This window comes from Herbaspirillum sp. CAH-3 (genome assembly GCF_009668275.1).
In the GTDB taxonomy this organism is placed as follows: Bacteria; Pseudomonadota; Gammaproteobacteria; order Burkholderiales; family Burkholderiaceae_D; genus Herbaspirillum; species Herbaspirillum aquaticum.
The window spans coordinates 19,389-32,784 of sequence record NZ_VSWE01000002.1 but is presented as its reverse complement, the minus strand read 5'-3'; the positions used below and the strand labels follow the sequence as shown (position 1 = coordinate 32,784).

13 protein-coding genes, 1 tRNA gene and 1 riboswitch are annotated in these 13,396 nt (G+C 62.9%); of the genes, 10 read left to right on the top strand and 4 right to left on the bottom strand.

Translation table 11 applies throughout. The features are described from left to right. Nucleotides 1-55: 55 nt before the first annotated feature. Together nrdR and glyA are read right to left on the bottom strand one after the other, a co-directional pair. Nucleotides 56-535, bottom strand: coding sequence for a transcriptional regulator NrdR (gene nrdR / locus FYB76_RS02930; RefSeq protein ID WP_145607745.1), 480 nt, complete (start codon nt 533-535; stop codon nt 56-58). A gap of 269 nt (nt 536-804) precedes the next feature. After that, complete coding sequence (gene glyA, locus FYB76_RS02925; protein ID WP_154132635.1) at nt 805-2,049, bottom strand: serine hydroxymethyltransferase; 1,245 nt, start codon at nt 2,047-2,049, stop codon at nt 805-807. A 140-nt stretch (nt 2,050-2,189) separates the two neighbouring features. Next, a riboswitch (ZMP/ZTP riboswitch) is annotated at nt 2,190-2,289 on the bottom strand. Between the two features lie 242 nt (nt 2,290-2,531). Between glyA and FYB76_RS02920 the strand changes: the two genes are divergently transcribed. The 9 genes from FYB76_RS02920 (at nt 2,532) to FYB76_RS02880 (ending at nt 9,122) form a co-directional block, all read left to right on the top strand. Beyond that, entirely contained in the window at nt 2,532-3,284 is a 753-nt protein-coding gene (locus tag FYB76_RS02920; protein WP_088757314.1) for an SDR family oxidoreductase, read from the top strand. Nucleotides 3,285-3,508: 224 nt separating this feature from the next. After that, nucleotides 3,509-3,970 carry a tol-pal system-associated acyl-CoA thioesterase gene (gene ybgC / locus FYB76_RS02915; protein ID WP_154132634.1) on the top strand — a complete coding sequence of 154 codons (462 nt, stop codon included), beginning with the start codon at nt 3,509-3,511 and terminating at the stop codon, nt 3,968-3,970. Nucleotides 3,971-4,194: 224 nt separating this feature from the next. Next, on the top strand, nt 4,195-4,896 hold the full coding sequence (tolQ, locus tag FYB76_RS02910) for a protein TolQ (RefSeq protein WP_088757312.1): 702 nt from the start codon (nt 4,195-4,197) through the stop codon (nt 4,894-4,896). Then, entirely contained in the window at nt 4,896-5,330 is a 435-nt protein-coding gene (locus FYB76_RS02905) for a biopolymer transporter ExbD (RefSeq protein WP_039788988.1), read from the top strand. The genes tolQ and FYB76_RS02905 overlap by 1 nt, the downstream gene beginning before the upstream one ends. A 17-nt stretch (nt 5,331-5,347) precedes the next feature. Further along, the gene (gene tolA / locus FYB76_RS02900) at nt 5,348-6,319 is read left to right on the top strand and encodes a cell envelope integrity protein TolA (protein ID WP_154132633.1); all 972 of its coding nucleotides are present in this window, start codon (nt 5,348-5,350) and stop codon (nt 6,317-6,319) included. A 3-nt stretch (nt 6,320-6,322) separates the two neighbouring features. Continuing rightward, nucleotides 6,323-7,621: a Tol-Pal system beta propeller repeat protein TolB gene (tolB, locus tag FYB76_RS02895; protein WP_088757310.1), complete on the top strand. Its 1,299-nt coding sequence runs from the start codon at nt 6,323-6,325 to the stop codon at nt 7,619-7,621. Between the two features lie 43 nt (nt 7,622-7,664). Further along, entirely contained in the window at nt 7,665-8,183 is a 519-nt protein-coding gene (gene pal, locus FYB76_RS02890; RefSeq protein WP_008326545.1) for a peptidoglycan-associated lipoprotein Pal, read from the top strand. A 5-nt stretch (nt 8,184-8,188) separates the two neighbouring features. Then, nucleotides 8,189-8,944, top strand: a complete 756-nt coding sequence (gene ybgF, locus FYB76_RS02885) for a tol-pal system protein YbgF (RefSeq protein ID WP_088757309.1) — start codon at nt 8,189-8,191, stop codon at nt 8,942-8,944. A 102-nt stretch (nt 8,945-9,046) separates the two neighbouring features. Next, nucleotides 9,047-9,122, top strand: a tRNA-Lys gene (locus tag FYB76_RS02880). A gap of 280 nt (nt 9,123-9,402) precedes the next feature. Here FYB76_RS02880 and lldD read toward each other — a convergent pair. Together lldD and FYB76_RS02870 are read right to left on the bottom strand one after the other, a co-directional pair. Further along, nucleotides 9,403-10,554 (bottom strand): FMN-dependent L-lactate dehydrogenase LldD, encoded by a 1,152-nt coding sequence (lldD, locus tag FYB76_RS02875; RefSeq protein WP_034333765.1) that lies wholly within the window; start codon nt 10,552-10,554, stop codon nt 9,403-9,405. A 25-nt stretch (nt 10,555-10,579) separates the two neighbouring features. Continuing rightward, nucleotides 10,580-11,317 (bottom strand): FCD domain-containing protein, encoded by a 738-nt coding sequence (locus tag FYB76_RS02870; RefSeq protein WP_154132632.1) that lies wholly within the window; start codon nt 11,315-11,317, stop codon nt 10,580-10,582. Nucleotides 11,318-11,445: 128 nt separating this feature from the next. Here FYB76_RS02870 and FYB76_RS02865 point away from each other — a divergent pair, with 128 nt between their 5' ends. Beyond that, nucleotides 11,446-13,290, top strand: a complete 1,845-nt coding sequence (locus tag FYB76_RS02865; protein ID WP_154132631.1) for an FUSC family protein — start codon at nt 11,446-11,448, stop codon at nt 13,288-13,290. The last annotated feature ends 106 nt before the right edge of the window (nt 13,291-13,396 follow it).

Here is a 13,396-nt window from a genome sequence, read left to right as displayed (position 1 = left end):
TTCGCTGGCGACACCGGGACATAGGGGCCCAACAAACAGGCCCGCTGCGCCGCACTCAGCTCTCGCGCTTTTTCGCGCCCTTGCGCTCCAGCCCCACTTCATCGATCACATCCTGGAATTCGTTCACGTCCTCGAAGCTCTTGTAGACCGAGGCAAAGCGGATATAGGCGATCTTGTCCAGCCGCTTCAATTCGCGCATGACCAGCTCCCCGACCTGCCCCGACATCACCTCACGCTCGCCGCTTTGCAGCAGCTTGTCCTGGATGCTCTGGATGGCCATGTCGACCGCCTCGGCTGAGACCGGGCGCTTGCGCAAGGCCAGCATCAGGCTGCCGCGCAGCTTGGCCGGATCGAAATCGGTGCGGCTGCCATTCTTCTTGACGATCACCGGCATGGTCAGCTCGATGCGTTCGTAGGTGGTGAAGCGCTTGTCGCAATTGCCGCAGCGGCGGCGGCGGCGGATGGAATGGCCGTCTTCGGACAGGCGCGTATCCAGCACCGGGGTGTCTTCGTGATTGCAGAATGGGCACTTCATGGTGGCTGTGATCTGGTTGAACTGAACAATGAGGGCCTGGCCCCCGGGACTTCGCTGGCACGCTGCATGCATGCTGTAGCAGGCTCGCCAGTGTTGCATCCGGACATCGCCGGCACCATCGTATGGTAGTGCAAACACCAGGGTCCAATAAGCGACGGCGCCCGCGGGAACGGGCGCCGTCAGCAACATCTTCCTGCACTTCGGAAATTTCCTGGTTTTTGCAGGAAACTTCACACCGGCCCGAAACGGGCCAGCCCTTCCAACCTGGATCAGCCGTAGACCGGGAAGGCTTCAGTCAGCTTCTTCACTTCGGCCTTGACGCGCTCGATGGTGGCGGCATCGTGCGGGTTGTCCAGCACGTCGGCGATCAGGTTGCCGACCTTCTCGGCTTCGGCTTCCTTGAAACCACGGGTCGTCATGGCCGGGCTGCCCAGGCGGATGCCGGAGGTCACGAATGGCTTTTCCGGATCGTTGGGGATGCCGTTCTTGTTGCAGGTCATATGGGCCGAACCCAGGATGGCTTCGGCTTCCTTGCCGGTCAGGCCCTTGGGACGCAGGTCCACCAGCATCACGTGCGACTCGGTGCCGCCGGAGACGATGCGCAGGCCGCGCTTGATCAGGGTCTTGGCCAGCACGTCGGCGTTCTTCACCACTTGCTGCTGGTACGCCTTGAATTCCGGCGACGCCGCTTCCTTGAAGGCCACGGCCTTGGCAGCGATGACGTGCATCAGCGGGCCGCCCTGGATGCCGGGGAAGATGGCCGAGTTGATGGCCTTCTCGTGCTCAGCCTTCATCAGGATCACGCCACCGCGCGGGCCGCGCAGGGACTTGTGGGTGGTCGAGGTCACGAAGTCGGCGAAGGGCACCGGGTTCGGGTACACGCCTGCTGCGATCAGGCCGGCGTAGTGGGCCATGTCCACCATGAAGTAGGCGCCGACTTCCTTGGCGATCTTGGCGAAGCGCTCGAAATCGATGCGCAGCGAGTAAGCCGAGGCGCCAGCGATGATCAGTTTGGGCTTCTTCTCACGGGCCAGGCGTTCCATGGCGTCGTAGTCGATTTCTTCCTTGTCGTTCAGGCCGTAGGAAACCACGTTGAACCACTTGCCCGACATGTTCAGTGCCATGCCGTGGGTCAGGTGGCCGCCTTCTGCCAGCGACATGCCCATGATGGTGTCGCCCGGCTTCAACATGGCGAAGAACACGCCCTGGTTGGCCTGGGAACCGGAGTTCGGTTGCACGTTGGCGGCTTCGGCGCCGAACAGGGCCTTCAGGCGGTCGATGGCCAGCTGCTCGGCCACGTCCACGAATTCACAGCCGCCGTAGTAGCGCTTGCCCGGATAGCCTTCGGCGTACTTGTTGGTCAGCTGCGAACCTTGCGCTTCCATCACGGCCGGCGAGGTGTAGTTTTCGGACGCGATCAGCTCGATGTGATCCTGCTGGCGGGTGTTTTCCTTCTGGATGGCAGACCACAGGTCGGGATCGACTTTCGCGAGAGTCTGGTTCTTGTCAAACATGGTTTTTCTCCAAATTGATGAGCTGGGCCGAAGATCGCGTCACCGGCAGCATGCGGACATGCCGGGGGCTCGACTTCCGAAATCGAATGAGGGCCTGAAAAATGGAATGGGATTGCGGGCAGCCTCAGTCGTACTGTCCATTCGGCTGCCCAGGCGCACGGCTGTTGAAATCTCACGCTTCCCGATGGATCCCCATCTTGGCCGGTTTTAAGCGGCTTTTCGCCAGTCACGTGAGACGAAATGGTGAACGCATTGTAGTGAAACGGGGCGATTTGGGCAAGAACCATGGTGGCCGCGCAACAGCATCGCACCACGCGAATATGAACGAAAAAGCGAGAAAACCGCGTGCAAAAGCGCCCCCATCCTCGTAAAAAGCGGCTTTCGGCTACAATTTCGTTTTATCTCCGGACTGCTGGCGTGAAGCTTTATCCAAGCTCTGCGCCGGCGCCGGTCCAACTGCCACACAACAGGAGAATCAAGAGATGGTCGTGTTGATTACAGGAGCAACCGCAGGCTTCGGCGCCGCCATGGCGCGCAAATTTGCCGGCAACGGTCACAAGGTGATCGCGGCCGGTCGCCGCAAGGAGCGCCTGGATGACCTGGTCAAGGAACTGGGTGCCGACAAGGTGCTGCCCCTGGTGCTGGACGTGACCAGCAAGGAATCGATCAACGCCGGCCTGGAGAGCCTCTCGGGCGAATGGAAGCAGGTCGACGTGCTGATCAACAACGCCGGCCTGGCCCTGGGCCTGGGCCCGGCCCACGAAGTGGCGCTGTCGGACTGGGAAACCATGATCGACACCAACGTCAAGGGCCTGGTCACCATCACCCACGCCCTGCTGCCGGAGATGGTCAAGCGCGGCAGCGGCACCATCATCAACCTGGGCTCGGTGGCCGGTGCCTACCCCTACCCGGGCGGCAACGTCTACGGTGCCACCAAGGCCTTCGTCGACCAGTTCACCCTGAACCTGCGCGCTGACCTGGTCGGTACCGGCGTGCGCGCCACCAACCTGGCCCCCGGCCTGTGCGGCGGCACCGAGTTCTCCAACGTGCGCTTCAAGGGTGACGATGGGGCGGCTGCGAAGGTGTATGAAGGAACTACCCCGCTGACGGCCGAAGACATCGCCGAAGCCGCCTTCTGGGTCGCCACCATGCCCGCCCATGTGAACATCAATTACATGGAACTGATGCCGACCTGCCAGGGCTTCAGCCCCTTCAACATCAAGCGCAAACAGTAAGGGATGGAGTAGAATGGCGTTTTTGCCGAAGGTGCCCTGGCACCGCAAGAACGCCATCCTCGCCAGATCATTGCCTGATGGACAAGTTCTTCTGGCAGCGGCCGGCCCCCTCCCAGTCCGCTTGCCTGACGGCATCATCGTGAATCGCCGACGTGTTTTCCTTGATTCGTTTTTCTTGATTCCTTCTTCACTGCCACAGCAGATTTCCCAATAACAAGAAGCATATGAGTGCCGCCAGTAGTCCATTCGACTGGAATATCCGGGTCTATTATGAAGATACTGACACCGGAGGCGTGGTCTTCTACGCCAACTACCTGAAGTTCTTCGAGCGCGCCCGCACGGAATGGCTGCGCTCCTTCGGTTTCCAGCAACAGCACCTGGCCGAGACCACCGGCGCCATCTTCGTGGTCAAGAACACCAGTGTCGACTATCTCTCGCCAGCCCGCCTGGACGATGAACTCCGCCTGACCGTCGTGGTCGAAAAATGTCGAAATGCCTCCATGCAATTCATCCAGGAGGCCTGGCGCCTGCCGTCGGGGGACGGCTTGGATGCTGCCCATGCCGATGATGTGCAACCCAGGCTGCTGGCACGAGGGAGCATTACCGTAGTCTGCGTGGACCAGGCCACTTTCCGGCCGCGTCCGATTCCTGACGAATTGATGACCTGCATCAAAACGACCACATGATGTCAACGGAAAAGCTCATCCGGGCCTTTATGGTGCTGAGCGTGTCGCCACAGGGCGACAAACTCCCGCCGGCTGGGACAATCTGCACCATGGAAAACTTCTCTGCGTATTTACCGTCTTTTGTTTCGTATCGTTTCATCAACACATGAACGATTGAACACTACAACAGATCCTTAACCTAGCTTCATCATCCAAACGCCGCCTCCAAGCCGCCACACTTTCCCATGAACGTCACACAAGACCTGTCCTTCATTTCACTGATCGCAAACGCGTCCGTCCTGGTGCAACTGGTGATGCTGCTGCTGCTGTCGGCATCGATCATCAGCTGGACCTACATCTTCCGCAAGATGTTCACCATTCGCTCGGCGCGCGTGCAGACCGAGGAATTCGAACGCGTCTTCTGGTCTGGCGGCAACCTCTCGGCGCTGTATCAGGATGCCTTGTCCAACCGCCGCAAGGCCGACGCCGGTGGCGCGCTGGAGCGCATCTTCCAGGCCGGCATGGGCGAATTCACCAAGGCCAAGGCATCGGTTGCCGCCCGCGGCGGCGCAGTCGATCCCGGCCTGCTGCTGGACGGTGCCCGCCGTGCCATGCGCGCGGCCTACCAGCGCGAGATGGATGCGCTGGAATCGCACCTGGCCTTCCTGGCCTCGGTCGGGTCGGTCTCCCCGTATGTGGGCCTGTTCGGCACCGTCTGGGGCATCATGAACGCCTTCCGCGGCCTGGCCAACGTGCAGCAGGCCACCCTGGCGGCCGTCGCGCCCGGCATTGCCGAAGCCCTGATCGCCACGGCCATCGGCCTGTTCGCGGCCATTCCGGCGGTGGTGGCCTACAACCGCTATTCGCACGACATCGACCGTCTGGCGATCCGCTTCGAGAGCTTCATCGAAGAATTCTCCAACATCTTGCAACGTCAGGCACGCTAATGGCTGGCTCATCGATGCGCGGGGGCCGTCCCCGCAAGTTCAAGTCCGAGATCAACGTCGTGCCCTACATCGACGTGATGCTGGTGCTGCTCATCATCTTCATGGTGGCCACCCCCATCACCAATCCCAGCGTGATCAACCTGCCTACGGCGGGCAAGTCCACGCAGCCGCCGTCGGATTACATCGAGATCGCCTTGAAGCCCAACGCCCAGGCCACCATCCGCATCAACGGCCCCAAGAGCGGTGGCAAGAAGGCCGAGACCGTGACCGGCAAGACCGACCTGTCGGAACGCCTGCGCAAGCTGCATGAGGACAATCCGGACCTGGCCGTGATGATTTCGGCCGACAAGGAAATCAAGTACGACGACGTGGTGCAAGTCATCTCGGAAGCCAAGAAACAAGGAATCGCGCGGGTCGGCCTGGCCACCAAGTAAGCGCACAGCCGAGTGATATGAGCGATAACGCACACTACACCATCCCCAAGCCACCCGGCCGCTGGCGCGCCATCACGCTGGCGCTGGTGATGCACGTGGCCTTGTTCCTGTTCTTCTGGATCGGCATCCGCTGGCAGAGCGAAACACCGCTGACCGTGGAAGCCGAGATCTGGGATCCGCAGTACAAGGAAGCCGCGCCCCTGCCCACGCCGCCCCAGCCGCAGCCCGAACCGGATCCGGTGGTCGAGCCGCCCAAGCCGCAGCCTGTGATCGAGCCCAAGCCCGTCGCCCCCAAGGTGATCGACGAGCCCAAGCTCGACAAGCCCGATATCGCCCTGCAAAAAGAGAAGGAAAAGAAGCGCAAGGAAGAGCAGGAGAAACAGGAAAAGGCTGACAAGCTCAAGGCCGAAAAGGAAAAGGCCGAGCGCGAGAAGAAGGAACAGGCCGAGAAGGACAAGGCTGAACGCGAGAAGAAGGAAAAGCTGGAAGCCGAGAAGCAGAAGAAGCTGAAGGAAGACAAGCAGAAGGAAGAAGAGGCCAAGAAGAAGGCCGACGCCGAAAAGCAGGCTGCCGACAAGAAGAAGCAGCAGCAAGCCGCGGCCGACGCCAAGGCTGCTGAAGCACGTCGCCAGGAAGATTTGAAGCGCATGATGGGCCAGGCGACCAGTGCCACCGGCGGCACCGGCACGGCTGAGAAGTCGCAAGGTCCGAAGGGCAGCCCGAACTACGCCAACAAGTTGCGCGCCAAGATCCGCAGCAATACGGTCTTCGACAATAGCGGCGTCAGCGGAAACCCTGCCGGGGAGTACACTGTCGAATTGTTCCCGGACGGGACCGTGCGCAGCGTGCGTGTGAACAAGCCTTCAGGCGTCCCGGGCTTCGACGAAGCCGTGCGCACTGCCATCATGAAGTCCCAGCCCTTCCCGGCCGACACGGATGGCAAGGTACCGTCCAGCTTCACATTCACCCATTATCCGAAAGATCAGTAAACGATGATTAAAGCCCGTTACCTGACCCTGTCCCTGACCCGCATGGCCACTGCCATGGTGGCCGTGGCCGGCCTGTCCTTCGCCCCGGCCTCGCAGGCGCAGATCCGCTTCGAGATCACCGGCGTGGGTGCTTCCCAGATCCCGGTGGCCATCACCGCCTTCCCCGGCGAAGAAGCCGCGCCGCAGCAGATCACCTCGGTGGTCAAGGCCGACCTGGCCCGCAGCGGCATCTTCAAGCTCATCGACAATGGCGATGCACTCTCGGACTCCTCGGCCATCAACTATGCCGACTGGCAGAAGCGCGGTGCCAATGCACTGGCCGTGGGCAGCGTCACGCGCCTGGCCGATGGCCGTTTCGACGTGCGTTATCGCCTCTTCGACACGGTGCAATCGACCCAGCTCTCGGCCCTGTCCATCGGCGCCCAGCCGCAACTGCTGCGCCTGACCGCGCACAAGATCGCCGACGACATCTACCAGAAGCTGACCGGCATTCCCGGCATCTTCTCCACCCGCATCTCCTACGTGACCAAGTCCGGCAGCGAATACCGCCTGGAAGTGGCTGATGCCGATGGTGAAGGCACGCAAGTGGCATTGCGCTCCAATGAGCCGATCATTTCGCCGTCCTGGTCGCCTGACGGCACCAAGGTCGCCTACGTTTCCTTCGAGATGAAGAAGCCGGTGGTCTACATCCAGAACCTGGTGACCCGCCAGCGCTCCATCGTGGCCAACTTCAAGGGCAGCAACTCGGCCCCGGCCTGGTCGCCGGACGGCTCGCGCCTGGCCGTGGCCCTGACCCGCGATGGCCTGACCCAGGTGTACGTGATCAATGCCGACGGTTCGGGCCTGCGCCGCCTGACCAACAGTGCCGGCATCGATACCGAACCGCAGTTTTCGCCCGATGGCGGTAGCGTCTACTTCACCAGCGACCGCAGCGGCGGTCCGCAGGTGTACAAGGTCGGCCTGGATGGTGGCTCGCCCCAGCGCGTCACCTTCAATGGCAGCTACAACATCAGCCCGCGCATTTCGCCGGATGGCAAGACGCTGGCCTTCATTTCGCGTCGCGACGGTCTGTTCCAGCTGTATGCGCTGGACCTGACCAATGGCCAGGAGATTCGCCTCTCCGACGGCAGCCGCGACCAGTCGCCCAGCTTTGCGCCCAATGGCAAATACATCATGTACGCGACGGAATCTGGTCGTCGCGGATCCCTGGCCGTCGTTTCCGTCGATGGCCGAATCAAACAGCGTCTGACGACGCAGGCCGGTGATATCAGGGAACCGACCTGGGGTCCGTTCATGAAATAAAGAAATCCAATATTGCTTTCATCACGACAAGGAGAAATCCAAAATGCGCACTATCAGTACCTTCGCCCTCATCGTCTCCAGCGCTGTCCTGCTGGCCGCCTGCTCGTCGACCAAGCTGGACGACAAGGCCAACGCTCCCGTGCAGAACGGCGCCAGCAACGGCGCTGACACCCGCGCCGTGGGCACCGTCAACGCCGGTTCGGTTGATCCGCTGAACGACCCGCAAGGCGTGCTGGCCAAGCGTAGCGTGTACTTCGACTACGACAGCTACACTGTCAAGCCGGAATACCGTACCGTCATCGAAAACCACGCCAAGTACCTGGTGGCCCACAAGGACCGCAAGGTGATCATCCAGGGCAACACCGATGATCGCGGTGGCGCCGAGTACAACCTGGCCCTGGGTCAGAAGCGTGCTGAAGCAGTCCGCAAGGCTCTGGTCCTGCTGGGCGTGTCGGATGCACAAGTGGAAGCGGTTTCCTTCGGCAAGGAAAAGCCCAAGGCACTGGGCCAGGATGAAGCGTCCTACGCCGAGAACCGTCGCGCTGACATCGCTTACCAATAATCGACATGCATACCGCTTTCAAACTGAAATCGGTAACCGTGGCGGCCTTGCTGGCCGCCACGGCTTTCCTACCGCTTACCGCCCGTGCCGGCCTGTTTGATGATGACGAGGCGCGCAAGGCCATCCTGGACATCCGTTCCAAGATCGAAGCCCTGCAGCGTGACGTCGCCAACAAGGCTGACAAGAACAGCGTCCTGACGCTCTCGGACCGCAACGACAACCTGCAATCCCAGATTGCGGCGCTGCGCGGCCAGATCGAGGTGCTGACCAACGAGATTACCAACGCCCAGCAACGCCAGAAGGATTTCTACGTCGACCTGGATGCACGCCTGCGCAAGCTGGAACCGCAGCAGGTGCAAGTCGATGGCCAGACCGTGGCTGTAGGCGTCTCCGAACAGCAGGCCTATGATGCGGCCCTGTCGCAATTCAAGGGTGGCGATTACAAGGGAGCGGGCAACGCCTTCGCCGACTTCCTCAAGCGCTATCCGCAATCCGGCTACGCCGCCTCGGCGCAATACTGGCAAGGCAATGCCCTGTACGCCCAGCGCGACTACAAGGGTGCCATCGCTGCGCAGCAGGTGGTGGTGAAGAATTATCCGGACAACCCCAAGGCCGCTGACGCCCTGCTCAACATCGCCAGTTCGCAAGCCGAACTGAAGGACAAGGCAGCAGCCAAGAAAACGCTGGAACAGTTGATCGCCAAGTATCCGAACACCCCTGCCGCGCAAACCGGCAAGGACAGGATGGCATCGCTCAAGTAAGCGGCTTCATCGCGGTGGGGTGTTTGATGAACGATCGATGATCGTTTGTGACGGCACAGTGTTGACACCGCTGATAGAGTTTGCCTATAATAGCGGTCTTTCGGGTCGTTAGCTCAGTTGGTAGAGCAGCGGACTTTTAATCCGTTGGTCGCAGGTTCGAGTCCCGCACGGCCTACCAGAAATACGAAGGGCTCCAGTTCGCTGGAGCCCTTTTTGTTTTTCGCGCTTGCGAAAACGTGACTGCAATTCAGACCCGGCATCCATCAGGATTTCCACGCTGCAAACCTGATCACCTTCGCACGAGACGACATGACACCATAGTTGGCAGTAATTGGTGAAATGAAGTGACGAAATGCATCGGCAAGCATCGCTGCTCTGCTTGCCATCGGCCTAGCCCGCGCGCACTACCTTGGGATACGCCGGCGTACATCCGATCCCCCAGCGCGGCCGGCGGAACGTCACTGCCCTTCTACCCCTGCCCTCACCAGACTATCCGCACTGATCTCCGCGATCCGGCGCGCCCCCGTCAAGGTCATGGCCACCTGCATCTCCCTGGCAAACAGACTCAGCACGTTCTCCACCCCTGCCTGCCCCTCTGCGGCCAGCGCATAGATGAAGGCGCGCCCCAGCATCACCGTATCGGCACCCAATGCCAGCAGTCGCACCACATCCAGTCCCGACCGCACGCCCGAATCCACCAGCAGGGCGAGATCCCCCTTCACCGCACTGGCGATCTCCGGCAAGGCGCGCGCGGTCGAGAGCACGCCGTCCAGCTGGCGGCCACCATGGTTGGATACCACGATGCCATCCGCACCGAATCGGACTGCCTCGCGCGCATCCTCGGGATCAAGGATGCCCTTCAACAGCATGCTGCCCTGCCACGAATCACGTATCCACTGCAGGTCATGCCAACCGATGCCCGGATCGAAATTGGCTCCCAGCCAGCCTACGTAATCTTCCAGTCCGGTCTTCTTGTTGAGATACGCCGAGACATTGCCGAGATCATGCGGACGTCCCAGCAAACCCACATCCCACGCCCAGCGCGGATGCGTGACGGCCTGCAGATAGCGGCGCAGCGCCGCGTTGGGCCCGGACATGCCCGAATGGCGGTCGCGATAGCGTGCGCCCGGCACCGGCATGTCCACCGTGAACACCAGCGTGCGCACACCCGCCGCCCAGGCACGGTCCAGCACATTCTTCATGAACCCGCGATCCTTGAGCACATACAGCTGGAACCAGATCGGCCGCGTCACCGCCTGCTGCACCTCTTCGATCGGGCACACCGACACCGTCGACAAGGTGAAGGGGATGCCAGCCTTTTCTGCCGCCCGTGCCGCCTGCACTTCACCGCGCCGTGCATACATCCCGGTCAGGCCGACCGGCGACAGCGCCAGCGGCATCGCCAGCGACTGGCCCAGCAGCGTGGTGGAGAGATCGACCTCGCCCACTTCCTTGAGCACCCGCTGACGCAAGGCCAGCTGGCGCAGGTCCAGCGAATTGCGCGCCAGTGTGTGTTCATCGTAGGCACCGCCGTCGATGTAATCGAACAGGAAACGCGGCAAGCGCCGCCGGGCGGCTTCGCGGTAATCGTGGGTGGAAGAGATGATCATGATGGTCCTGGTAACGTGAAGAAAATCAAACGGCAGCGGCACGCCGCGCACGGGCAGGGGCTTCTTCGATGTCCAGCAGGCGCTGCTGTACGAAGTCGAGGTGCGCATTGGCATGCTGGCGCGCCTCCTCGGCGCGGCCGGCGAGAATGGCGTCGAGGATCTGGCGATGCTGCTTGTCCAGTTGGGCCACGATGTCCGGCAGGCGATACAGCTGCCGCAAGGTGTCGGCAATGCTGATCTCCAGCAGCCGCAGCAGGCCCGACATCACCTGCCGCAGCACCACATTGCGCGAGGCCTGGGCGATGGCCAGGTGAAAAGCGGCATCGGTGCGGGCCTGCGCGGCCAGGTCATCGAGGGGCGCGGTGGAGACGGCGAAATATGCCTGTTGCAAACGCTGCTTGTCTGATTCGCTAGCGCGCAGGGCGGCGAAATATGCGGCATCGCCTTCCAGCGAAAACCGGATCTCGGCCACGTCCTTCCAATAGCCGGCATCACTGCGGGCCAGCGGTGCGAGCGGCAGCAAGGCGTCGGCAATCGGATCGGTCAGCGCCGCATGCTCGTCTTCGGCCAGGAAAGTGCCACCGCCATGGCGGGCCACCAGTACACCCCGGCTGGTGAGCACGCCAATGGCCTCGCGCAGGGACGAACGCGACACGCCGAACTCCGAGGCCAGTGCGCGTTCAGACGGTAGCTTCTGGCCCGGTACCAGCGCACGCTGGGCAATCAGGTCGGCCAGGCGGTCAACCAGGGGAGAGGCAGTCATCGGCGGCTCCTTGGAAGGTGGTCGGACCACTTTGCAGAGTCCTCACAAAGGTAGTGCAGTCGATTGTAGTATCCGCTCCATACCACGCCAAATTCATTGAAAAAGTGGTCCGACCACTTGTACTTGCCATGCGCACCATCTTCCTGCCCGAGACCCGCACCCTCGCCGCCCATGCGCGCCGCATCGCACGGCGGCTGGAATTGCGCTCTTTTCCTTTGCTCCAGGAACAGTTCAGCGCCCAGGAAGGCTTGCGTGCCGGGGTCGCCATTGCCCTGCCGCTGGCGGCCGCCATGCTGAGCGGACAACGCTGGCTGGCGTGGGCGGTGTTCGCCGCCTTCTGGACCTGCCTGTGCGATGCGCCCGGCCCGCATGCGCAGCGCCGCCTGCTGCTGGGCATCTTTGCCCTGGCAGGAACAGTGGTGGCGTTCATCGGTGCCTGGAGCTCCTCATGGACCCCGCATGCCGCCCTGCTCACGGCACCGCTGATGGTGCTGGGCGCGGTCACGCTCACTGGTGCCATCGAGTCCGGCGCGCTACTGGGCACGCTGCTGGCGGTGGTCGCCGTAGTGGCGGCAGGCTTTCCGCAAGGCCAGGCGATGGCCGCGCTGCAGGCCGCGTCCTTCTGCGCTGGCGCGCTCTGGGCCTGGCTGCTCATCAACCTGATCTGGCGCATCGATGACCAGGCCGCCCTGCGCCAGGCCGCGCGCGCAGCCCTGCTGCGCATGCTCGACATGAGCCAGGCCCTGCTGGCCTCGCCAGCCGGCCAGCACCGCGACCAGCACTGGCACCGGGAGCACGGCGAACATCGCCGCGCCACGCGACTGGCCCTGGAACGCCTGCGTGCCATGCTGCAACGGCATGCCGGCACGGCCATGGCCGATGCACATCCCTGGGAACACCTGCTGCAGGCCAGCGAGATGATCTTCCACACGCTGATCGCCCTGGAGCACGCCGCCATCCAGCAACTGACCACCCCGCACGAGCAGCGGCGCGCCGCGCGCCTGGCCCTGGCGGTGCTGCTGCGCGCCCATGCCCGGCTGGAGGCCACCCGCGGCATGCCCCCCGGCCGCGCCCTGCAGGAGCGCTTCACCGCCAGCCAGCAAGCGCCGGTGTCCGACCCGCTGGTTGCCGGCTGCCTGCGCGCGCTGTCGCACGCTGACAGGCTGCTGTGGGCCGAACAGCGCTCCCGGGAGGCGGTAGAAACCACGCCCACGCCGCCCCGCAACCCCCTGCTGCCACGGCTGCACAAGAGCCTGCAGCAGGGTGGCCGCCAGGCAGCGGGGGTGGGTGCCGTGTTCTATGCGGCGCAGGCCTTCCACCTGGGCTATCCGTACTGGGCCACGATGGCTGTGGTGGTGGTGTTGCAGGGAGCCGCCCGCCAGACCTGGGCGCGCTGCGTGGAACGCATCCTTGGCAGCCTGCTGGGCGGCCTGCTGGCATTGACGCTGCTGCAGCTGGTCCCACCCCACGGGCTGCTGCTGCCGCTGCTGGCGATCCTGCTGGCAGGGCTGGCGATTGCCCTGCGGCTGGTGAACTACACGGTGTTCGTGGTGTTCCTGACCATGCTCTTCATCTGCGTGACCGACATGCTGCAGCCCGGTGCCGGCATCGCCTCGGCCCGCGCACTGGATAACCTGGTCGGCAGCGGCGCCGCCCTGTTGGCCGCGCTGGCGCTGTGGCCCGATCTGGGTGCCACGCCGCGCCAGCGTATCGCCGCCGGACTGGAGGCCAACCGCGCCTACCTGGATGCCGTACTGGCGCGCCAGCCGGCCCCGGTACTGCGCCAGCTGCAACGGCAGGCCGGGCTGGCCAGCATCGACGCCGAAACCGCCCTGCACGAACTGGGTGGCCTGCGCCGCCAGCGCGACGGACTGACCTCGGAAGAGGTCGCCTCCCTGCGCAGCCTGCGTGAACTGGCCGGGCAAGCTTCGGTGCAATGGCATCGCCAGCATGCCGACGGCAGATCGTCCTGAAGAGGATGTGAACGAGGATGTAAACGTTCACTTTTTTCCCGCATGCAACGGCTGCGAGGCCGTCGCGACGGGAATACCTGAGCTTTACTTCATTTCGCCCAGAAAG